The organism is Pseudocitrobacter sp. 73, from assembly GCF_008369545.1.
Lineage (GTDB): Bacteria > Pseudomonadota > Gammaproteobacteria > Enterobacterales > Enterobacteriaceae > Pseudocitrobacter > Pseudocitrobacter vendiensis.
Genome location: NZ_VTZO01000025.1, coordinates 1 through 21898, shown reverse-complemented (window position 1 = coordinate 21898; position 21898 = coordinate 1). Strand labels below are relative to the sequence as shown.

The 21898-nt window shown below is 56.3% G+C and carries 23 protein-coding genes and 3 pseudogenes; 13 read left to right on the top strand and 13 right to left on the bottom strand.

The window, feature by feature from the left end; all coding sequences use genetic code 11:
* Positions 1-135 (bottom strand): annotated as a pseudogene (locus tag F0Q32_RS21550) (integrase); the annotation flags it as partial.
* Positions 136-287: 152 nt separating this feature from the next.
* Between F0Q32_RS21550 and F0Q32_RS21545 the strand changes: the two are divergent.
* From F0Q32_RS21545 to F0Q32_RS21515, 6 genes and pseudogenes are all read left to right on the top strand, one after another.
* Positions 288-1028 (top strand): subclass B1 metallo-beta-lactamase IMP-1, encoded by a 741-nt coding sequence (locus F0Q32_RS21545; RefSeq protein ID WP_003159548.1) that lies wholly within the window; start codon positions 288-290, stop codon positions 1026-1028.
* Positions 1029-1175: 147 nt separating this feature from the next.
* Positions 1176-1730, top strand: a complete 555-nt coding sequence (aac(6')-31, locus tag F0Q32_RS21540; RefSeq protein WP_044424439.1) for an aminoglycoside N-acetyltransferase AAC(6')-31 — start codon at positions 1176-1178, stop codon at positions 1728-1730.
* A gap of 69 nt (positions 1731-1799) precedes the next feature.
* Positions 1800-2638 (top strand): annotated as a pseudogene (aadA1, locus tag F0Q32_RS21535) (ANT(3'')-Ia family aminoglycoside nucleotidyltransferase AadA1).
* 116 nt (positions 2639-2754) lie between these two features.
* Entirely contained in the window at positions 2755-3102 is a 348-nt protein-coding gene (locus F0Q32_RS21530; protein WP_000679427.1) for a quaternary ammonium compound efflux SMR transporter QacE delta 1, read from the top strand.
* Positions 3096-3935: a sulfonamide-resistant dihydropteroate synthase Sul1 gene (gene sul1 / locus F0Q32_RS21525; RefSeq protein WP_000259031.1), complete on the top strand. Its 840-nt coding sequence runs from the start codon at positions 3096-3098 to the stop codon at positions 3933-3935. The genes F0Q32_RS21530 and sul1 overlap by 7 nt, the downstream gene beginning before the upstream one ends.
* A gap of 127 nt (positions 3936-4062) precedes the next feature.
* On the top strand, positions 4063-4563 hold the full coding sequence (locus tag F0Q32_RS21515; protein WP_000376623.1) for a GNAT family N-acetyltransferase: 501 nt from the start codon (positions 4063-4065) through the stop codon (positions 4561-4563).
* 175 nt (positions 4564-4738) lie between these two features.
* On the opposite strand, the gene istB is transcribed toward F0Q32_RS21515, so the two are convergent.
* Together istB and istA are read right to left on the bottom strand one after the other, a co-directional pair.
* Complete coding sequence (gene istB, locus F0Q32_RS21510; RefSeq protein WP_000983249.1) at positions 4739-5524, bottom strand: IS21-like element IS1326 family helper ATPase IstB; 786 nt, start codon at positions 5522-5524, stop codon at positions 4739-4741.
* On the bottom strand, positions 5511-7034 hold the full coding sequence (gene istA, locus F0Q32_RS21505) for an IS21-like element IS1326 family transposase (RefSeq protein ID WP_001324342.1): 1524 nt from the start codon (positions 7032-7034) through the stop codon (positions 5511-5513). The genes istB and istA overlap by 14 nt, the downstream gene beginning before the upstream one ends.
* A 122-nt stretch (positions 7035-7156) precedes the next feature.
* Between istA and F0Q32_RS21500 the strand changes: the two genes are divergently transcribed.
* Positions 7157-8701: an IS3 family transposase gene (locus F0Q32_RS21500; protein ID WP_000287615.1), complete on the top strand. Its 1545-nt coding sequence runs from the start codon at positions 7157-7159 to the stop codon at positions 8699-8701.
* Between the two features lie 50 nt (positions 8702-8751).
* Here F0Q32_RS21500 and F0Q32_RS21495 read toward each other — a convergent pair whose 3' ends face one another.
* The 9 genes and pseudogenes from F0Q32_RS21495 to F0Q32_RS21450 all read right to left on the bottom strand — a co-directional run bounded on the left by F0Q32_RS21495 (position 8752) and on the right by F0Q32_RS21450 (position 15529).
* Complete coding sequence (locus F0Q32_RS21495; RefSeq protein WP_000344784.1) at positions 8752-9612, bottom strand: TniB family NTP-binding protein; 861 nt, start codon at positions 9610-9612, stop codon at positions 8752-8754.
* A 2-nt stretch (positions 9613-9614) separates the two neighbouring features.
* Entirely contained in the window at positions 9615-11294 is a 1680-nt protein-coding gene (locus F0Q32_RS21490; protein WP_000179844.1) for a Mu transposase C-terminal domain-containing protein, read from the bottom strand.
* 134 nt (positions 11295-11428) lie between these two features.
* Positions 11429-12076, bottom strand: a pseudogene (locus F0Q32_RS21480) (EAL domain-containing protein); the annotation flags it as partial.
* Positions 12073-12309 (bottom strand): broad-spectrum mercury transporter MerE, encoded by a 237-nt coding sequence (gene merE / locus F0Q32_RS21475; RefSeq protein WP_000993386.1) that lies wholly within the window; start codon positions 12307-12309, stop codon positions 12073-12075. The gene merE and the pseudogene F0Q32_RS21480, both read right to left, overlap by 4 nt.
* Complete coding sequence (gene merD / locus F0Q32_RS21470) at positions 12306-12668, bottom strand: mercury resistance co-regulator MerD (RefSeq protein ID WP_001277456.1); 363 nt, start codon at positions 12666-12668, stop codon at positions 12306-12308. The genes merE and merD overlap by 4 nt, the downstream gene beginning before the upstream one ends.
* A 17-nt stretch (positions 12669-12685) precedes the next feature.
* Entirely contained in the window at positions 12686-14380 is a 1695-nt protein-coding gene (gene merA, locus F0Q32_RS21465) for a mercury(II) reductase (RefSeq protein ID WP_000105636.1), read from the bottom strand.
* 51 nt (positions 14381-14431) lie between these two features.
* On the bottom strand, positions 14432-14854 hold the full coding sequence (merC, locus tag F0Q32_RS21460) for an organomercurial transporter MerC (protein WP_001340589.1): 423 nt from the start codon (positions 14852-14854) through the stop codon (positions 14432-14434).
* A 35-nt stretch (positions 14855-14889) separates the two neighbouring features.
* Entirely contained in the window at positions 14890-15165 is a 276-nt protein-coding gene (gene merP / locus F0Q32_RS21455) for a mercury resistance system periplasmic binding protein MerP (RefSeq protein WP_000732292.1), read from the bottom strand.
* Positions 15166-15178: 13 nt separating this feature from the next.
* Positions 15179-15529 carry a mercuric transport protein MerT gene (locus F0Q32_RS21450; protein ID WP_001294663.1) on the bottom strand — a complete coding sequence of 117 codons (351 nt, stop codon included), beginning with the start codon at positions 15527-15529 and terminating at the stop codon, positions 15179-15181.
* Positions 15530-15600: 71 nt separating this feature from the next.
* Here F0Q32_RS21450 and merR point away from each other — a divergent pair, with 71 nt between their 5' ends.
* The 6 genes from merR to F0Q32_RS21420 all read left to right on the top strand — a co-directional run bounded on the left by merR (position 15601) and on the right by F0Q32_RS21420 (position 20985).
* Positions 15601-16035, top strand: coding sequence for an Hg(II)-responsive transcriptional regulator (merR, locus tag F0Q32_RS21445; RefSeq protein WP_149464658.1), 435 nt, complete (start codon positions 15601-15603; stop codon positions 16033-16035).
* Between the two features lie 108 nt (positions 16036-16143).
* On the top strand, positions 16144-19503 hold the full coding sequence (locus tag F0Q32_RS21440; RefSeq protein ID WP_370516899.1) for an RHS repeat-associated core domain-containing protein: 3360 nt from the start codon (positions 16144-16146) through the stop codon (positions 19501-19503).
* Entirely contained in the window at positions 19500-19772 is a 273-nt protein-coding gene (locus F0Q32_RS21435) for a MafI family immunity protein (RefSeq protein ID WP_000787563.1), read from the top strand. Before F0Q32_RS21440 ends, F0Q32_RS21435 begins: the two co-directional genes overlap by 4 nt.
* Before the next feature lie 4 nt (positions 19773-19776).
* Positions 19777-20019 (top strand): hypothetical protein, encoded by a 243-nt coding sequence (locus F0Q32_RS21430; RefSeq protein WP_000750746.1) that lies wholly within the window; start codon positions 19777-19779, stop codon positions 20017-20019.
* A 47-nt stretch (positions 20020-20066) separates the two neighbouring features.
* The gene (locus F0Q32_RS21425; protein WP_011872911.1) at positions 20067-20366 is read left to right on the top strand and encodes a hypothetical protein; all 300 of its coding nucleotides are present in this window, start codon (positions 20067-20069) and stop codon (positions 20364-20366) included.
* Between the two features lie 166 nt (positions 20367-20532).
* Positions 20533-20985, top strand: coding sequence for a hypothetical protein (locus F0Q32_RS21420; RefSeq protein WP_000791469.1), 453 nt, complete (start codon positions 20533-20535; stop codon positions 20983-20985).
* 15 nt (positions 20986-21000) lie between these two features.
* Here the strand turns inward: F0Q32_RS21420 and F0Q32_RS21415 are convergent, their stop codons facing one another.
* Positions 21001-21663, bottom strand: coding sequence for a hypothetical protein (locus F0Q32_RS21415; RefSeq protein ID WP_015063586.1), 663 nt, complete (start codon positions 21661-21663; stop codon positions 21001-21003).
* Positions 21664-21898: the final 235 nt, after the last annotated feature.

The following is a 21898-nucleotide window of genomic DNA, read 5'->3' as shown; positions in this document are numbered from 1 at the left end:
GATGAAGGCACGAACCCAGTTGACATAAGCCTGTTCGGTTGGTAAACTGTAATGCAAGTAGCGTATGCGCTCACGCAACTGGTCCAGAACCTTGACCGAACGCAGCGGTGGTAACGGCGCAGTGGCGGTTTTCATGGCTTGTTATGACTGTTTTTTTGTACAGTCTATGCCTCGGGCATCCAAGCAGCAAGCGCGTTACGCCGTGGGTCGATGTTTGATGTTATGGAGCAGCAACGATGTTACGCAGCAGGGCAGTCGCCCTAAAACAAAGTTAGAAAAGGAAAAGTATGAGCAAGTTATCTGTATTCTTTATATTTTTGTTTTGCAGCATTGCTACCGCAGCAGAGTCTTTGCCAGATTTAAAAATTGAAAAGCTTGATGAAGGCGTTTATGTTCATACTTCGTTTGAAGAAGTTAACGGGTGGGGCGTTGTTCCTAAACATGGTTTGGTGGTTCTTGTAAATGCTGAGGCTTACCTAATTGACACTCCATTTACGGCTAAAGATACTGAAAAGTTAGTCACTTGGTTTGTGGAGCGTGGCTATAAAATAAAAGGCAGCATTTCCTCTCATTTTCATAGCGACAGCACGGGCGGAATAGAGTGGCTTAATTCTCGATCTATCCCCACGTATGCATCTGAATTAACAAATGAACTGCTTAAAAAAGACGGTAAGGTTCAAGCCACAAATTCATTTAGCGGAGTTAACTATTGGCTAGTTAAAAATAAAATTGAAGTTTTTTATCCAGGCCCGGGACACACTCCAGATAACGTAGTGGTTTGGTTGCCTGAAAGGAAAATATTATTCGGTGGTTGTTTTATTAAACCGTACGGTTTAGGCAATTTGGGTGACGCAAATATAGAAGCTTGGCCAAAGTCCGCCAAATTATTAAAGTCCAAATATGGTAAGGCAAAACTGGTTGTTCCAAGTCACAGTGAAGTTGGAGACGCATCACTCTTGAAACTTACATTAGAGCAGGCGGTTAAAGGGTTAAACGAAAGTAAAAAACCATCAAAACCAAGCAACTAAATTTCTAACAAGTCGTTGCAGCACGCCACTACGTGGCTGGACAGTTTGTAAGTTGCGCTTTTGTGGTTTGCTTCGCAAAGTATTCCACAACGCGCAACTTACAAACTGCCGCTGAACTTAGCGTTAGGCAGCACAAAGACCGTTCTCATGACCACTACCATTAGCTTCGTCACGCTGCGCCTCATGACCGAGCACGACCTTCCGATGCTCCATGACTGGCTAAATCGGCCTCACATCGTTGAGTGGTGGGGCGGAGAAGAAACACGTCCAACACTTGCTGAAGTGCTGGAGCAATACCTACCAAGCGCCCTGGCGAAAGAGTCCGTCACTCCCTACATCGCAATGCTGGATGAAGAACCGATTGGGTACGCTCAGTCGTACATTGCACTCGGAAGCGGTGACGGATGGTGGGAAGACGAAACCGATCCAGGAGTACGCGGAATAGACCAGTCTCTGGCGAATCCATCGCAGCTGGGCAAGGGCTTGGGAACCAAGCTCGTTTGCGCGCTCGTTGAGATGCTGTTCAAAGACGCTGAGGTAACCAAGATCCAAACGGACCCGTCGCCGAACAACTTACGCGCAATCCGGTGCTACGAGAAGGCGGGTTTTGTGGCGCAAAGAACCATAAACACCCCAGATGGACCGGCCGTATACATGGTTCAAACACGTCAGGCGTTCGAGCAGGCGCGCAGTGCTGTCTAACCCTTCCATCGAGGGGGACGTCCAAGGGCTATCGTCCTTGGCCGCCCCTCATGTCAAACGTTAAACATCATGAGGGAAGCGGTGATCGCCGAAGTATCGACTCAACTATCAGAGGTAGTTGGCGTCATCGAGCGCCATCTCGAACCGACGTTGCTGGCCGTACATTTGTACGGCTCCGCAGTGGATGGCGGCCTGAAGCCACACAGTGATATTGATTTGCTGGTTACGGTGACCGTAAGGCTTGATGAAACAACGCGGCGAGCTTTGATCAACGACCTTTTGGAAACTTCGGCTTCCCCTGGAGAGAGCGAGATTCTCCGCGCTGTAGAAGTCACCATTGTTGTGCACGACGACATCATTCCGTGGCGTTATCCAGCTAAGCGCGAACTGCAATTTGGAGAATGGCAGCGCAATGACATTCTTGCAGGTATCTTCGAGCCAGCCACGATCGACATTGATCTGGCTATCTTGCTGACAAAAGCAAGAGAACATAGCGTTGCCTTGGTAGGTCCAGCGGCGGAGGAACTCTTTGATCCGGTTCCTGAACAGGATCTATTTGAGGCGCTAAATGAAACCTTAACGCTATGGAACTCGCCGCCCGACTGGGCTGGCGATGAGCGAAATGTAGTGCTTACGTTGTCCCGCATTTGGTACAGCGCAGTAACCGGCAAAATCGCGCCGAAGGATGTCGCTGCCGACTGGGCAATGGAGCGCCTGCCGGCCCAGTATCAGCCCGTCATACTTGAAGCTAGACAGGCTTATCTTGGACAAGAAGAAGATCGCTTGGCCTCCCGCGCAGATCAGTTGGAAGAATTTGTTCACTACGTGAAAGGCGAGATCACCAAGGTAGTCGGCAAATAATGTCTAACAATTCGTTCAAGCCGACGCCGCTTCGCGGCGCGGCTTAACTCAAGCGTTAGATGCACTAAGCACATAATTGCTCACAGCCAAACTATCAGGTCAAGTCTGCTTTTATTATTTTTAAGCGTGCATAATAAGCCCTACACAAATTGGGAGATATATCATGAAAGGCTGGCTTTTTCTTGTTATCGCAATAGTTGGCGAAGTAATCGCAACATCCGCATTAAAATCTAGCGAGGGCTTTACTAAGCTTGCCCCTTCCGCCGTTGTCATAATCGGTTATGGCATCGCATTTTATTTTCTTTCTCTGGTTCTGAAATCCATCCCTGTCGGTGTTGCTTATGCAGTCTGGTCGGGACTCGGCGTCGTCATAATTACAGCCATTGCCTGGTTGCTTCATGGGCAAAAGCTTGATGCGTGGGGCTTTGTAGGTATGGGGCTCATAATTGCTGCCTTTTTGCTCGCCCGATCCCCATCGTGGAAGTCGCTGCGGAGGCCGACGCCATGGTGACGGTGTTCGGCATTCTGAATCTCACCGAGGACTCCTTCTTCGATGAGAGCCGGCGGCTAGACCCCGCCGGCGCTGTCACCGCGGCGATCGAAATGCTGCGAGTCGGATCAGACGTCGTGGATGTCGGACCGGCCGCCAGCCATCCGGACGCGAGGCCTGTATCGCCGGCCGATGAGATCAGACGTATTGCGCCGCTCTTAGACGCCCTGTCCGATCAGATGCACCGTGTTTCAATCGACAGCTTCCAACCGGAAACCCAGCGCTATGCGCTCAAGCGCGGCGTGGGCTACCTGAACGATATCCAAGGATTTCCTGACCCTGCGCTCTATCCCGATATTGCTGAGGCGGACTGCAGGCTGGTGGTTATGCACTCAGCGCAGCGGGATGGCATCGCCACCCGCACCGGTCACCTTCGACCCGAAGACGCGCTCGACGAGATTGTGCGGTTCTTCGAGGCGCGGGTTTCCGCCTTGCGACGGAGCGGGGTCGCTGCCGACCGGCTCATCCTCGATCCGGGGATGGGATTTTTCTTGAGCCCCGCACCGGAAACATCGCTGCACGTGCTGTCGAACCTTCAAAAGCTGAAGTCGGCGTTGGGGCTTCCGCTATTGGTCTCGGTGTCGCGGAAATCCTTCTTGGGCGCCACCGTTGGCCTTCCTGTAAAGGATCTGGGTCCAGCGAGCCTTGCGGCGGAACTTCACGCGATCGGCAATGGCGCTGACTACGTCCGCACCCACGCGCCTGGAGATCTGCGAAGCGCAATCACCTTCTCGGAAACCCTCGCGAAATTTCGCAGTCGCGACGCCAGAGACCGAGGGTTAGATCATGCCTAGCATTCACCTTCCGGCCGCCCGCTAGCGGACCCTGGTCAGGTTCCGCGAAGGTGGGCGCAGACATGCTGGGCTCGTCAGGATCAAACTGCACTATGAGGCGGCGGTTCATACCGCGCCAGGGGAGCGAATGGACAGCGAGGAGCCTCCGAACGTTCGGGTCGCCTGCTCGGGTGATATCGACGAGGTTGTGCGGCTGATGCACGACGCTGCGGCGTGGATGTCCGCCAAGGGAACGCCCGCCTGGGACGTCGCGCGGATCGACCGGACATTCGCGGAGACCTTCGTCCTGAGATCCGAGCTCCTAGTCGCGAGTTGCAGCGACGGCATCGTCGGCTGTTGCACCTTGTCGGCCGAGGATCCCGAGTTCTGGCCCGACGCCCTCAAGGGGGAGGCCGCATATCTGCACAAGCTCGCGGTGCGACGGACACATGCGGGCCGGGGTGTCAGCTCCGCGCTGATCGAGGCTTGCCGCCATGCCGCGCGAACGCAGGGGTGCGCCAAGCTGCGGCTCGACTGCCACCCGAACCTGCGTGGCCTATACGAGCGGCTCGGATTCACCCACGTCGACACTTTCAATCCCGGCTGGGATCCAACCTTCATCGCAGAACGCCTAGAACTCGAAATCTAACGTCCGTTCGGGCATCGAGGTCCATGTCGGGGTGGGACGGGCCCGTGGCTTCAAGATCACTTGCAGTCCGACCGCGATGTCTTGGTTGCGCGAGAGGTTGTCGATATCTGTTGATTTGCACCCAAATTTGACCCGGGATTTGCATTGAATTTTGACCCACCCCTTGTTGTCAGAATTATGTCTCGATTTTCAGTTTGCGGGTCTGTTTTTCCTCCTGCTTATTCTGAGTTGAACTGTGTTTGAAGCGGTAACTTTCATTGCCGGTTTCCAGGATGTGGCAGTGGTGGGTTAGTCGGTCCAACAACGCTGTTGTCATCTTTTCATCGCCAAACACTCGGCTCCATTCCGAGAAGCTCAAGTTGGTGGTCAGTATCACGCTGGTTTTTTCGTACAGCTTTGAGAGCAGGTGAAACAGCAGTGCCCCACCGGTTTGGCTAAAAGGCAAATATCCCAGCTCATCCAGAATCACCAAATCGGCATACAACAGACGGTTTGCGATTTGTCCCTGACGCCCAGATGATTTCTCTTGCTCCAGTGCATTGACCAAATCCACGGTGGAGAAGAAACGCACCCGTCGGTTCAAGTGCATCACTGCTTGTGTACCAATGGCTGTGGCCAGGTGAGTCTTGCCTGTGCCTGGCCCACCAATCAGCACCACGTTCTGGGCTTGTTCCATGAAGTCGCACCGGTGCAATTGTTTGACCGTGGCCTCATTAACCAGGCTTTGACTGAAGTCAAAGCCCACCAAGTCCCGATACACGGGGAACTTGGCCACCCGCAATTGATAGTTCACCGAACGTACTTCACGCTCTGCCACTTCAGCTTTAATCAAGCTGTCCAGCATGGGCAAGGCTTGATTAAATGCTGGTGAATTCTGATTGCCCAACTCCTCAATGGCGTGTGCCATGCCAAAGAGTTTCAAGGATTTGAGGATTCTCACATGGCCTTCATGCTGCATCATGGGCTCTCCTTAAACTGTCATAGCGGTTCACGTTGGCCTGTGGTTCCAATGTCAGCCTTAACCCCTTGGGAATTGGAATCGGTTTGGGTGGAGGTTCTTCGGTCAAACGTCCCAACAGATTAAGCACATGCTCCTTCGATGGCTTGCCACACTCCAATGCCAATTCCACAGCACTGAGTACCGCACCTTCATCGTGGTGCAATACAAGGGCCAGAATTTCCACCATGTCACGGTCACCGCCGGGGCGTTGCAGCAAGATGGATTGAAGCTTCTTGAACGCGGGTGGCAATTCAGCAAATGGCGCACCATTGCGCAACGCCCCAGGTTTCTTCTGAAGCACAGACAAGTAATGGTGCCAGTCGTATTGTGTGTGGCCACGCCGAGCGTGGCCACTGCCAAACAATCTTGGATGCTCGGCAATGTGTTGGCCTTCGGCAGCCATCACCAGCTTGTCTGCATAAATCCGAAGGCTGATGGCCCTGTTGGCGTAACTGGCAGGAACGCTGTAGCGATTGCCCTCGTGGTGAACAAGGCAGGTTGAAGTGACTCGCTTGGTTTGCTCCACGAATGCATCAAAGGCATTGGGTAGCGCCATCAACTCGCCTTGTTCATCGGCAAAGGCCTCTTGCACGGTTTGGTCCAATTCGGGGTGGCGCAGCTCAGACCACAGCGCTTTGCAGCGATGCTCAAGCCACACATTCAAATCAGCAAGGCTTTGAAAGTCTGGTGCCCCTTGCCACAGGCGTTGGCGGGAATCCTGCACGTTCTTCTCAATCTGGCCTTTCTCCCAACCCGATGCTGGATTACAGAACTGCGCATCAAACAGGTAGTGGCTGACCATGGCAGTGAACCGCTGATTGACCCTGCGCTCTTTGCCACGCCCCACCGAATCCACAGCGGTCTTCATGTTGTCGTAGATGCCGCGCTTGGGAATGCCACCGAAGATTTGAAAGGCATGCCAGTGGGCATCAAACAGCATTTCATGTTTTTGCTGGTAGTAAGCCCGAAGCACAAAGGCCCGGCTGTGGGCCAACTTAAACTGGGCAATCTGAAGTTTGACCTGTTTGCCCGCTATGCGGGCAAAGTCCTCACTCCAATCGAATTGGAAGGCTTCGCCACAAGCAAAGCGCAAGGGGATGAAACAACCCTTGCCCGAGGTTTGCGCCTTGAACTGTTCGGAATCTTTCCACTGTCGGGCAAAGGCACACACTCGGTCATAAGACCCGGTAAAGCCCAAAGCGACCAAATCCCGGTACATGCTGCGCAGGTTTCTGCGCAGCTTCTTTGTCTTTTTGTGCTCGGTGGAGAGCCACTGCCTTAACTTGGGCTCAAAAGGACTTAACTTGCCAACGCTGTCTCGCGCTGGGTACTGCGGTTCAACCACCTTGCTTTGCAAATACTTGCGAACGGTGTTCCTGGACAGGCCGCTTCGTCGGGCTATTTCCCGAATCGACGCACCATCGCGAAAATGCCAGCGTCGAATTGCGCTCAATATCGCCACGTTTATCACTCCTTGATTTCTCCCGCCATATCCAGACGGGAAACAGTGTCATACGTGGGTCAAATTTCGACGCAAATCTTTACCCTAAGTTGGGGTGCGGACAAAATCTTGGACTACTTTAGGAGTAGTTCATGTATTCGTATGAAGATCGCCTTCGAGCCGTGAGGTTGTACCTGAAGCTTGGGCGCCGGATGAGCGCCACACTACGGCAGCTGGGATACCCCACCAAGAACTCGCTGAAGGCCTGGTTGGCAGAATTCGAACGGAATCAGGATCTTCGCCGAGGCTATCAACGGATAAAACGGCAGTACACCGATGAGCAAAAGCAACGGGCAGTAGATCACTATATCGAACAAGGCTACTGCCTGAGTCACACAATCCGAAGCCTGGGCTACCCAAGCCGCGAGGCCTTGCGTGCCTGGATCCGTGATTTACGCCCTGAATTCGCTAGGACGGTCGTCGGCAGCAGCGCTCCCACAGTCGCCCGCTCTCGCCTCGAGAAGCAGCAAGCCGTCATTGCACTGAACCTGCGCGTAGGTTCGGCAAAGGATGTGGCCGACACTGTCGGTGTATCGCGACCAACGTTGTATAACTGGCAGCATCGATTACTTGGCAAAGTGCCCCTAAAACCCATGACAAAGAAGAAAGGTGACACCTCGCTCGAGCAGCGGCATGAGGCACTACTCAGGGAACTGGCCGAACTGGAGAGCCAGAACCAGCGGCTTCGCATGGAGAATGCAATTCTGGAGAAGGCGAGTGAATTGATAAAAAAAGACATGGGCATCAACCCCCTCGAACTGACAAGCCGAGAAAAAACGAAGGTGGTTGATGCCCTCAGAGTCACGTTTCCATTAGCCAATCTGTTGTGCGGCCTGAAGCTGGCGCGCAGCACATACTTCTATCAACGCCTGCGGCAGACGCGGCCCGACAAGTACACGCAGGTGCGTGAGGTCATTCGGACTATCTTCGAGGACAACTACCGCTGCTATGGCTATCGACGCATTGATAGTGCCTTGCGCCTTGGTGGCATGCGTGTGTCCGAGAAGGTCGTGCGTCGCTTGATGGCGCAAGAGCGTCTGGTCGTGAGAACACCGCGCCGCCGGCGCTTCTCGGCGTATGCTGGCGACCCGACACCAGCGGTCCCGAATCTGCTGAATCGCGACTTTCACGCGTCGGCGCCGAATACGAAATGGTTGACCGATCTGACGGAAATACACATTCCGGCAGGGAAGGTCTACGTCTCGCCGATCGTCGATTGCTTCGATGGGCTGGTGGTGGCCTGGAATATCGGCACCAGCCCGGATGCGAACCTGGTCAATACCATGCTGGATCACGCGGTACGGACACTGCGACCCGGTGAGCATCCGGTTATCCATTCGGACAGGGGCTCGCATTATCGCTGGCCTGCGTGGATCCGCCGCACTGAAAATGCCCAATTAACGCGGTCGATGTCCAAAAAGGGCTGCTCGCCAGACAATGCTGCATGCGAGGGCTTTTTCGGACGATTGAAGACCGAACTAATCTACCCGAGGAATTGGCAGCACGTGACGCTGAAAGACCTCATGACGCGAATCGATGCCTATATCCACTGGTACAACGAGCGCCGCATCAAAGTGTCGCTTGGCGGGCGTAGTCCCATCGAGTATCGTCATGCGGTCGGATTGATGTCCGTATAAACCGTCCAAGAAATCGTCCGCACCCCCAGTGGGTCAATTTTAGATGCAACTCAACAGGCCATGCTGAGTGTGCGATGGTTGATCGCTTCCTCGCCGCTCTCCACGGCGACGATGGCCGCCGCCATCAGCAAGTGCGCCAGTTCCCCTATGGTGCCCTCGCTGCGTGTGAGCAGGTAGCGAGCCATGTCCAGCGTGGCAATTGGGGAAGGCCGGCGCAGCGGGAGCGAAGCGGCGAAGCTGGCCAGCAGTGAGCAGCAATCGTCGTTGGCCTCCCATACCGGCAGCATCATCGGCTCGAAGCGATTTTCCAACTGGTCATCGGAGCGGATGGCTAGGTAGGCGTCGCGCGTGCCTACCCCAACCAACGGGATGCGCAGTTCGTTGCCGAGGAAGCGCAGCAGGTTGAGGAATTCCCGGCGGTTGACGCTGTTGCCGGCCAGCACGTTGTGCAGCTCGTCGATCACCAGCATGCGCACGCCGACCTTGCGCAGCAGTGCCAGAGCCAGTTGCTCCATTTCCGGCAACCGTGGGCGTGGGCGCAGCGGCGCGCCCATCGCGGCGAGCAGCGCGACGTAGAAGCGGATCACGGACGGCTCGGACGGCATCTGCACGACCAACACCGGGATGTGCTCCTGGTCGGCGTCGGAGCTGGCCGGGTGGGTGCGGCGGAACTTCTCGACGATCATCGACTTGCCATTGTTGGTCGGGCCAACCAGCAGCAGGTTGGGCATGCGTTGCTTGTTTGGCCACGCATAAAGGGCTTCCAGCCGGTTCAGCGCCTCGACTGCGCGCGGATAGCCGATCCAGCGGTCGGCGCGAAGGCGCTGGATGCGCTCGTCCGCCGGAAGACGGGCCAAGCCCTGGGCCGCCGGCAGCAGGTGGGACAGGTCGATGATGGGATATTCGTCCACGGCTACCACTCCTCAATCTGGTCGAACGGTTTGGCGGGTGGCAAGTTGTCTGCCTGCGGGTCGGCAATATCCGTATCCGGCGGAACGGGCTTGTCCGGCCGAGCTGATGTCTTGAGGTGCTGGCGGCGATCCGCGTCACGCCGCGCCTTGCGTGTGGCCTTCTGCGCGCTGGTCACAATCTCACGCATCTGGCCGATCATGCGGAACAGCGCCGACTCATCCACCTGTTCGCGCCCTTGCTGCCGCAGTTTCGCCAGCGCCTGCCGTTGTTCCCAGAGGGTGACAGCCGGATGCGACAAGGTACGGTAGGGAATTTCCAGGTAATGCTGTCCCTCCGGTTCCAGGACCCAGATACGGCTGATGTCGCGCGGATCGCGCCGGATCAGAAAGGACGGCCAGCGTTCACGCCGCGCAATCCACGGCTTGAGCGCATCGGCGTAGTAGTGGATGTGGTCGATGACAAAGCCGGTGCGGGTCAGCGTGCGCCGGAGGATCGGCAGAAAATCGACCAGGAACGAAGTAGCGCGTGTGACGACGGCCGGTACGCCGACACGCGCCACGGCCTCGGCCCAGCGCGCGGCCGGCGGTTGGAGCAGGCCGTTGTGCACCGAACCGTGGTAGGTGCCGACCGCCAATGTGAGCCAGCGCTCTAGCTCGCGCAGCGTCAGGGCGGCCTTGTTTTCGGAATCGTAGTCGCCGCGCTGGTCAGGGTTGGAGAAGGTCGTTCCCGGCAGTTCGTCGTGAATCATCTGCATCGCCGTGCCGATGATCCGTTCCACGATGCCGCCATAGTGCGGCTGTCCCAGCGGGCGATAGTCCAGCCGGATGCCATGCTGCTCGCAACCCCGGCGCAGGGCCTCGCTCTTGAACTCGGCCGCGTTGTCTAGGTAGAGCAGCAAGGGCTTGCCGCTCATCTGCCAATCCATTTCCACGTTCAGTCCTTCCAGCCAAGGGCGCTTGTCGCAGGCGACATGCACGAGGCACAGGCCAACCGAAACGGCAGACGGCGCTTCCAGCGTGACGACCATGCCGAGCACGCAGCGGGTGAACACGTCGATGGCGAGGGTCAGGTACGGGCGGCCAATAGGTTGCCGGTCGCGGTCATCGACCACGATCAGGTCGATGACCGTATGGTCTATCTGCACCTGCTCCAGCGGCGCGGTCACGGCAGGAGGCTCGCCGCCCACACCTTGTAGGTCACGAGCGGCATCCTGGCCTTCCCGCCGGCGGATGACCTTGCGCGGGTCAAGGCTAGCGATCCGTAAGGCCACGGTATTGCGCGCCGGCACTCGCAGTTTTTGAGCCTTGCACACCTGAGTGACTTCGCGGTGAAAGGCCGCTAGGCTGCGCTTCTGCTTGGTCAGGAACCGCTTTTGCAGTAGCTCGTGGATGACGCGCTCGACCGGTTCCGGCAAGCGCCCCTTACCTTTACCTCCACCGGACTGGCCGGGCACCAGATCCGTCACGAGGCCGCTGCCTTGCCGGGCACGCCGGATCAGAACGTATACCTGGCGCCGAGACAAGCCCAGCGCCTGAGCCGCCATATCGGCCGCTTCGTGCCCGACCGTCTCCGACTGCGCCAACGGACTGATGATCTCCGCACGACGGCGCGCACGCTCCCAAGCCTCATCAGGCAGAGTGGCCACGCCTTGTTCTGGAATCCGTGGGGTGTCCGTCGCCATGCTCACCTCGCTTTGGTGCACACGAGTATTGAGCATAGTCGAGATTGGTGCAGATCACTTCTGATATTGAACTGTCAGGAGCTGGCTGCACAACAGCCATTACGCCCAATCAACTGGTGCAGTCGTCTTCTGAAAATGACATCCATGCCCAGCCCGTGCGCGAGCTGGATCACCGCCCGCACGATAGTTTGGTCACGGGCATCATCCGGGAGCCTGGCGACAAAGGATTGGTCGATTTTCAATGTGGTGATGGGGCAGCATTTCAGATGTTGCAGGCAGGAATAGCCGGTGCCGAAGTCGTCGGCGGCGAAGCGCACGCCGATGGCGCGCAAGGCGTCGAAACTGGCGAACAGGGCTGGATTGCCGAATGCGACCGATTCGGTCAGTTCGATCTCCAGAAGCTCGGCGGGCAGGGCCATATCGGCCAGCACCCGCTTTACCTCGTCGTCGAACGTTGGCCCAACCTGGCTGGCGGACACATTGATGGCAAGACGGAACGGTTGCCATGCCGGTCCTTGCCACTTGTGCATCTGGCGACAGGCCTCGCCCAGCACCCACGCGCCTATTTCCGGCATCAGGCCGAACGACTCGGCCAGCGGCAGGAACTGGCCGGGCGGCAACAGGCCAAGCCTCGGATGCCGCCAGCGCATCAACGCTTCCGCGCCAGCGATCCGGTGATCGCGCAGATCGACCAGCGGCTGGTAATGCAGGTCAAGCTGTCCGCGCGCCGCCGCCTGCGCCAACTCGGCCGCCGTCCATCCGGCGGGCTGCGAACTCGTCATGATCCGCCCCGGAAGGCGCGCAGCAGCCGCGTTACGGCCAGAACGAACAAGCCGGTCAGCGCGAGCGCGGCAACACCCCAATGCTCGCCAAGGAAGGCACCGGCGGTCGTCCCGGCCAGCACGGCGGCGAGAATCGGCAGATGGCAGGGGCAGGTCAACACGGCCAGCGCACCCCACAGGTAGCCGGAAACGGGTTGGCGCGTCTCGGGCGGCAGTTTGTCAGGGGCGTTCACGGCAATGCCTCCTCGTGCGCCCGCTCGGCTGGCATGGAGGCCAGTTGCGCGTCCAGATGGGCCAACGCCGCGCGCCGCCGCTCGACCAACTGGCGCAGCACGGCAAGCTGCGCTGCGGCTTGTGCGCCGTCCGCTGCGTCGAGCGCACGGCACAGCCGCGCCAGGGCATCCAGGCCGATACCCGCCTCGAAGGCCGCGCGCACGAAGCACAGCCGTTGCAAGGCCGCATCGTCGAACACGCCGTAGCCGCCCGTGGTGCAGGCCACCGGCCGTAACAAGCCGCGCACCAGGTAGTCGCGCACGATATGTACGCTCACCCCAGCGTTATGGGCCAGTTGCGATACCGTGTAGGCGCTCATCGCACACCTCCTTGTCCTCACCCGGCGCAGCAGGAAAGCTGCTTCACATCCTTGTTGAAGGTCTGCGCCGCGAGCTTCAACCCTTCGACCATCGTCAGGTAGGGGAACAACTGGTCGGCCAGTTCCTGCACCGTCATCCGGTTGCGAATCGCCAGTGCGGCCGTCTGGATCAGTTCGCCCGCTTCCGGGGCCACTGCCTGCACGCCGATCAGTCGTCCGCTGCCTTCTTCAACCACCAGTTTGATGAAGCCGCGCGTGTCGAAGTTGGCGAGCGCGCGCGGCACGTTGTCCAGCGTTAGCGTGCGACTATCAGTTTTGATGCCGTCATGGTGCGCTTCCGCCTCGCTGTAGCCTACGGTCGCCACTTGCGGGTCGGTGAACACCACGGCCGGCATCGCGGTCAGGTTCAGGGCCGCGTCACCGCCGGTCATGTTGATCGCGGCGCGAGTGCCGGCCGCTGCCGCCACATAGACGAACTGCGGCTGGTCGGTGCAGTCGCCTGCGGCGTAGATGTGTTCCACGCTTGTACGCATGCCGGGGTCGATGACGATAGCGCCTTGCGGGGTGAGCGTGACGCCCGTCGCATCCAGTGCCAGCTTGCGTGTGTTGGGCGCGCGGCCGGTGGCGACCAGCAGCTTGTCGGCGCGCAGTTCGCCGTGCGCCGTGGTGAGCACGAATTCGCCGTCCCCTTCACCATTGATATACGCGACCTGGCTGGCCTGGGTGTGTTCCCTCACCTCGATGCCCTCCATGCGGAATGCGGCCGTGACGGCTTCGCCTATAGCTGGGTCTTCGCGGAAGAACAGCGTGCTGCGAGCCAGGATCGTCACCTTCGCTCCGAGTCGGGCGAACGCCTGCGCCAGCTCCAGCGCCACCACTGATGAGCCAATCACGGCCAGGCGCTTAGGAATCGTCTCGCTGACCAGCGCTTCAGTGGAAGTCCAGTACGGAGTGTCTTTCAGGCCGGGAATCGGCGGCACGGCCGGGCTCGCGCCGGTGGCGATCAGGCAGCGGTCGAATGCCACCACGCGCTCGCCGCCGTCGTTGAGTTGCACGATCAGGTTGCGATTGTCCTTAAAGCGGGCGGAGCCGTGCAGCACAGTGATCGCCGGATTGCCCTCCAAGATGCCTTCGTACTTGGCGTGGCGCAGTTCATCGACGCGGGCCTGCTGCTGGGCCAGCAGCGCCGTGCGCTGGATGGTCGGCGTGGTAGCGGCGATGCCGCCATCGAACGGGCTTTCCCGGCGCAGATGGGCGATATGGGCGGCGCGGATCATGATCTTGGACGGCACACAACCGACATTGACGCAGGTGCCGCCGATGGTGCCGCGCTCGATCAGCGTGACACGTGCGCCTTGCTCGACGGCCTTCAGCGCCGCTGCCATCGCGGCCCCGCCGCTGCCGATGACGGCGATATGCAATGCGCCGCTGCTACCCGTCTTGTCGTTTCTGCCCAGCAGATCGCGCATCTTGTCGAGCAATCCGCCCGGCGTCGAAACTGAGGGGGCATCGGCCAGCGTGGCCCGATAACCGAGTCCAGCTACAGCGGCCGTCAGCGCGTCGGGTGACGTGCCGACCTCAATGGCGAGCTTGGCGCTGCCCTTGGCGTAGGAGACATCCGCTGATTGCACGCCGGGCACTTTCTCCAGGGCGTCCTTGACATGCACTGCGCACGAGTCGCAAGTCATGCCGGTGATTTTGAGAGTGCTCATACCATCGTTCCTTATTCGTGTGGGCCGCCGTGTCGCACGGTCAGCCGTCTTTCACAAGCGCTTGGCGGGGAGTTCGCAGCCGTCCGGTCCGCAACGGCGATGCGCCGGCGACACGAAGTCCCAGATCGACACCCCAATCATCAAGGCCAGGCCGACGTACATCAGGTTCGCCGTCCACCAGTTGCCGAGCAGCCAGACCGTGGCCGCAAACACGATGGCCGGGCCGATCATGCCGAGCAGACTGCGCAGCCATTGCCGATGACTGAACCAACCCAGCGCGTTCGCCAGGAAGGCCAGCGCGGCAAACAGCGGCAGCAGGCGGCTGATGAACAGTCCCTCGTACTGGCTCAAGAAGCCCAGCCCGATGGCCGCGCCGAAGCTGGCGAGGGCTGGAAAGCAGGCGGCGCAGCCCATCGCGGAAACGACGCTGCCGAGCGCGCCGGTTTTATCGGCAATGCGTGTCATCAGTCCCATGAAGCGGCTCTCGCTGTTGTCGTTGGCTTGCTGGCTCACTGCTTGACGCTGGACGGATAGCCGGCGTCTGCGGTGGCCTTGGTCAGCTTCTGTACGCTGGCCTTGGTGTCGTCAAAAGTGACGACGGCCTCGCGCTTCTCGAAGCCCACATCGACCTTGCTCACGCCTTCGACCTTGGAGAGCGCTTTCTTGACTGTGATCGGGCAGGCGGCGCAAGTCATGCCGGGAACCGCTAGCGTGACGGTCTGGGTAGCGGCCCACACCGGGGCAACAGCGGCGGCGAGGGCAAGGGAGGCAAACAGTTTCTTCATGATGAACTCCTGGTTAATAGAAAAATGGAACGACATAGGGAAATCCAAGCGCGACCAGGACCAGCACGGCCACGATCCAGAAAATCAGCTTGTAGGTGGCGCGCACCTGCGGAATCGCGCAGACCTCACCTGGCTTGCATGCCTGCACGGGCCGGTAAATCCGCTTCCAGGCGAAGAACAGCGCCACTAGCGCCGCGCCGATGAACAACGGTCGATAGGGTTCCAGCACCGTCAGGTTGCCGATCCAAGCACCGGAGAAGCCCAGGGCGACCAGTACTAGCGGCCCCAGGCAGCAGGTCGATGCAAGAATGGCGGCCAGCCCGCCGGCGAAGAGCGCACCGCGCCCGTTTTGTGGTTCAGACATACGTTGGCCCTTTTGAATTTGGATTGGATAGCGTAACCTTACTTCCGTACTCATGTACGGAGTCAAGCGATATGGACAATAATTTGGAAAACCTGACCATTGGCGTTTTTGCCAAGGCGGCCGGGGTCAACGTGGAGACAATCCGCTTCTATCAGCGCAAGGGCCTGTTGCGGGAACCGGACAAGCCTTACGGCAGCATCCGCCGCTATGGGGAGGCGGACGTGGTTCGGGTGAAATTCGTGAAATCGGCACAGCGGCTGGGGTTCAGTCTGGACGAGATTGCCGAGCTGTTGCGGCTCGACGATGGCACCCACTGCGAGGAGGCCAGCAGCCTGGCCGAACACAAGCTCAAGGACGTGCGCGAGAAGATGGCCGACTTGGCGCGCATGGAAACCGTGCTGTCTGAACTCGTGTGCGCCTGCCATGCACGAAAGGGGAATGTTTCCTGCCCGTTGATCGCGTCACTACAGGGCGAAGCAGGCCTGGCAAGGTCAGCTATGCCTTAGCGTGCTTTATTTTCCGTTTTCTGAGGTGCCCCCTATCTGAACGGAGAGCTATCCTCGATCACTGACGGCTTTGGCCGCAACATCCAGTTCCAGCATCAAGATGGCCGCATGGTCAGTGTCACCGATCCTGCTGGTGGCAGTATTCAGTACCAGTACAACAGCGCTGGCAAGCTGGCGGAAGTGATCTACCAGGACAATACGAGCCGCAGCTATCTCTACGATGACCCGAATGCACCGGGTTTGCTCTCTGGGCTGGTGGACGAGAACGGCAACCGTTTCGCCACATGGGGATATGATGCTCAGGGGATGGCAGTTCTAAGTGAACACGCCGGGGGCGCAGAGAAGACTCAGGTAAGCTACAACGCTGACGGAAGCGTCTCTGTCACCAACGCCCTCGGCCACGTTCAGCGATATACCTACAGCCGTCACAACGGGATGCTCAAGCCTGATGTTGTTGAGGGTGCGCCGTGTACCGGCTTTGTGGGAGGCAAGGAAACCTACGTCTACGACAGCAAAGGCCTCGTCTCCAGCATTACAGATCGTGCTGGACAGAAGCGCACGTTCACCCATAACGACCGGGGATTGGAAACCACCCAGATAGACCAGGATGGGGGCAAGGTTACGACCGACTGGCTTCCTTCCAAGTCGCTCCCTGCAAAAATCACGGAACCAACCAGGATCACTGAGCTTACCTACGACACTCATCTCCGGGTGATAAGCCGCAAGGTCACAGATCGCAGCTCGGGCGCTTCCCGGACATGGACCTACACCTATGCCCCTGTTGGTACAGGAAAGCCGAGCCTGTTGGCCTCGGTTGATGGTCCGCGCACCGACGTCAGCGATGTTACGACATTTGACTACGATGACCAGGGCAACCTGATCCGGACAACAAACGCGCTGGGGCAGGTGATGCAGTTTGGTGACTACGACGCGAACGGTCGCGCCGGGACCATTCAGGGCGTCAACGGTGTAACCCAAACCCTCACCTATGACGCCAGAGGAAGACTTGTCAGCTCCACTGGACCAGAAGGAACCACGGCCTACAACTATGATGCTGTGGGCCTCCTGAGCTCGCTGACTAAGCCAAATGGTGCAACCGTCAGCTATGAGTACGACGCTGCACATCGGCTGGTGGCGGAAACAGATGCACAGGGCAACCGGCGCGAGCTTGAGCTCAATGACCTCGGGAACCCAGTAGAAGAGCGACTGCTCGATGCGCTGGGCCAGACCCGTTGGATAGAGCGCCGGATCTTCAACGAAATCGGCTGGCTCTCCAGTGTCTCCGACGCCTATAGCAATCAGTCATCGTTTTCCTACGATGTGGTGGCAAACCTGATACAGGAGACCAGTCCCTCTGGTAACACACACTCCTACAAGTACGACGGCTTCCATCACCGGACACAAACGACCGATCCACTCGGGAAGGTCACGCAGGTGCTCTACAAGGATACCGGCGATGTTTACCGTGTCTCCGACCCTCGTTCGCGCCTGACCTACTACAGCTACAACGGCTTTGGCGAAGTGACTCAGGTCCGGAGCCCGGACACCGGCACCACCGACATTACCTATGACGAAGCCGGTAACGTGGCAACGCGCAAGACGGCCAAGGGACAAACCACAAGCTACAGCTACGACGCGCTGAACCGGATCATCGAGGCATCCAGCGGTGTCGCTGGCGAATCGCCAATTCTGTACGGGTACGACGAAGCAACCTCACCATACGGCATGGGCCGCTTGACCTCAGTCGATGATGGCAACGGTGTCCGGAGATATGGCTATACACCCGAAGGATGGTTGGCTTACGAGACCTGGGAAACCCACGGGCAGAGCCTTACTACCCAGTACCAATACGATGGTGCAGGCCTCATCACGAAGATCACGTATCCCAGTGGTCGTGAGGTTTCCTACACCCGTGATTTAGCCGGTGACGTCATCGAGGTGGCAACGACACAAGCAGGCACCACAACAAGCCTGGCAAGCCAGATCGAGCGAGCGCCCTTTGGCCCCGTCACCAGTATGGTCAGATGGAACGGCATTTCAGAAAGTCGCTCTTTGGATCTCAATTACCGAGTCACCGGCATCGACGCTACTAGAGTGCATTCGCTGGTCTATCGGTACACGCCAGACTCGTTGATTTCAGCCATAGACGACAATCTCAGCTCATCAGTCAATCAGTCACTCGGTTATGACGCGGTTGGCCGCATCACCTCTGCTGAGGGGCTCTATGGCGTTTTGGGCTATGGCTATGACGCCACCGGCAACAGGACCTCGATCACGACCGATGGCCTGAGCCAAAGCTACACCATCAACTACATGAACAACTGGCTGGTGAAGACTGGGCAAACCTCCAGAAGCTATGACGCCAATGGCAACCTGACGAAGCAGGGGGCGGATACCTTCACCTATGACAGCCAGAACCGGCTGGTGGCCGCAACGGTCGCTGGAGTGACAGCAGCTTACACCTACAACCATCTGGATCAGCGTGTAACTAAGACCCTAAACGGCCAGACCCGCCTACTGATTTACGGCTTGGCAGGAAACCTCATCGAGGAGCTGGACGCAGCCACTGGAGACGTGCTGGCGGAGTATATCTGGCTCGATGGCACCCCCTTGAGCTTTGCTCAGTCAGGACAGACCTATCAAGTCCACGTCGATCATCTGGGCACCCCGAAGGCGCTAACCGACGCCAGCGGCCAAGTGGTTTGGAAGGCGAGCTACAGCCCGTTCGGTAAGGCCAGCATCACCACTCAGGGGCCGACCTTCAATTTGCGGTTCCCAGGACAGTATTACGACGCGGAGACCGGGCTCCACTACAACTGGCGGCGTTACTACGACCCGAATACCGGGCGTTACATCACCAGTGACCCGATTGGGCTGGCTGGTGGGATTAACACCTATGCCTATGCGCTGAGCAACCCGATAGGCAATGCAGATCCAACAGGGGAGTTTGTGCCGCTTCTTCTGGGGGCTTATGTTGCCATAGACTTTGCCTTGAGCGCTTGGGACGCCTATGACACCTTCAAGACCATCACCAGTGATTGTGCGACCTCAAGAGAAAAGTGGATTTCCGGGGGGCTTTTTGCTGCTGGGATTATCCTGCCTGGCAACTATAAGGCGCTAGGGAATGTTGCGGAACGCGCTTTTAAAAATACGGCTGATGATTTTGTAGACCTAGCCAGTTCCCAGAGACGTAAGCATATTCTTGATGGTGACGCCACTGGTGGAGGGCATCGAGCAGGAACAGGCAAGCCTGGAAAAAGTGAGTTTCCTCAAAGTTGGTCTGATGAAAAAATTATGCACGTCATTTCCGATATAGCTACCGATCCAAATGTTTCTCGAAAGGCTGGGCGCGGTGGTAGGACTATTGCAGAGGCAGTTAAAGAAGGTATTAATGTTCGTGTAATACAAGAATCTAATGGTGATATTGTTTCAGGTTTTCCAACAAACGTACCAAGGAATCCAAAATGAAAAATGAATATAGAGAAATTGAATCCACGCTAGATCTTTTGCTTATGGTGCTGTCTGATTCGTTTTCTGAATCTGAAAGTATAGAAGTGCAAGAATTTATTGATGTGGGTGAGTATGGAATCGCACTAGAAACTATCATTGACATTATTAATGAAGAGTCAAAGAACATAACAAATGAAGCTGAGTTTCTGATTGAAAAAGCAGGGAGGATAATGAATATGGATACTACATCCATTGTAGATAAGATTTCAAAACATATAGATAAATAATAAGATGAAAAAAACCGGTTTAAAATATAGAGCAGTATATCTGCTTGGATTTCCGTTAGCTGGAGCCTTTATAGGAATTGCAGTGTTCGCTTTATTAAATTATGTGAATGGGCCTCTAAGCAAATTCGCCTTATATCTGTCCGTTGGTGTTTGGGGGGGGTATGGAGTGTTCTCAGGAATCTATGGATACTTAAATCTAAGGAAAATATTAAAGTTAAAGAGAGCTAATGAGGAATCCAGGGATTAAATACGGCTCACATGGTTCTGCTATTGGCGCAGCATTGGGGACGGCTTATGGAAATCAATAACTGGTTTGATTTTATTATATACACAATTTATTTCTTTGGGGTTGTGATAGTTATCCTTCCTACTGGGGTTATCTTTCTTTGGTTGACATTGAAAAATCTAGTCAAAATGAGAGCCCCGAGATACGAAAAAAAGCACTACAAGTATTTCTCTGCAAGAAATAGATTTGAAGTGTGTGTTGCAGGTGTTTTTTCTGTGGCTTTTTCTGTTTGGTATCTGTTTTTTGCCAAAGGGGGAAATCTGTTTCTTTATCCGTCAGAGGTAATGAGATTTTTTTCAGGCGGATGATAGTGTGGATCAGGCTCTGGCGTTGGCCCAGCCGCCGCCAGCGGCCAAGTGTTTGGAAGGCGAGCCATCATAGAGTCAGTAGAGAGAGATACTTTTGGAAATCAATAGTATTATGATTGGTACAAATGAGTTGTAGCTCCATATTTTAAAGGGGGATTTCAGAGAAATGAAGAATAAGAAGGTAATAACTTTGATAATGGCCGCAGCCGCATCATGCTCGTCAGTCTATGCCGCGACATTACCGACCAGTGAGGTAGACGCATACATACTTGCGATGAACACCATGTCACCTATCACTGCAAAGTACACCATCCAGTACAAGCAAGCGGTTGAGCAGAAATGCAATACAGCCCTGAGCGTTGAGCAGCTCAACTCAAAGGCATTCACCAATGTTGTCCAGGCAATGGTGAGTAGTGAGACCGTCGATAGAATGGGGCTTGATGCTGCTGGTGGATCACTCCAGGATACCCTGTCTGTGATCGGCAAGAACGTCACATGCAGTGACCTGAACGCGCCATTTAAAGCACTCTTGGATGATAAGGACTTCACCAGAAAGCATCAGCACCTATCGAAGGTGCTGCATACTTGGAATGAAGTTGTTTCTCAAAGCAAACCCTGAGTAACAAAAAGGAGCCTAACTGGCTCCTTTTTTAATGGGGATGATGTTACGTTCGTGGACGTTATTTTCACTCGGGATATGTAACGTTGAAAAAGGCGTACCGACAAGAGAGTGGTCACATAGCTCTCCATAATAGATGAGCGACAAAATCTCTTGCTCGTTGATTTTTCCCACCTTAAAAAGGTAATTGATTATTGCTGTATCCAGTAGGTCGTGACACCCATTAAGCAGATCCACGATATTGGCCGCAGCTTCATTTTCCTCTCCGTCATCTCGACCGGCTAATACTGATTCAACCCAAGCCTCAAGGCTCGGATGTCCCTCAGCGAGCTCTATTTGACGGCACTCGTTCTCGATCAACCCTGTGATTGCTTCGTTGAGCGTTCCGCCATAAGTCGGCATGTTGAGAACAACTCCAAATCCGGGGATTTCTTTTTGGATTGGCTTCGCATCCTTGGGAGCTGATTTCAGCCACAGGAAAAACCAGATCCCAGAGCTTATGTCTTCCGGCTTGACCTGGTTGGCCGCAAGGAATTTGGAAACCTCGTTACAGATGATGCCATCTGGCGCTGCCATCTCGTAAATACCCGCCATCAGATCTTCAAGGCTCTTATACATATTATCTCTCGCACCTGTACATGATGTTTTCACTATCGTTGTTAAGCGTTTTTTCAGCAAGTATGTTCCAGCGAGACATCTTATACCATTCCATCCAAATCTGTAAAATTACCGTATTACCGTAATTATGATAATTACGGTAAATAAATTTGAGTTCCTCTTGCTGTTGTTCTACTTATTAAAATGTATCTTTGAAAAAGTAGAGTTTTTGGAATAGGATAGGTGGTGCTGGAATGCCCACTTTTTACAAGGAGCGCGACCAGTGATTTTTGATGTAGGGGTTTGAGGGCCAATG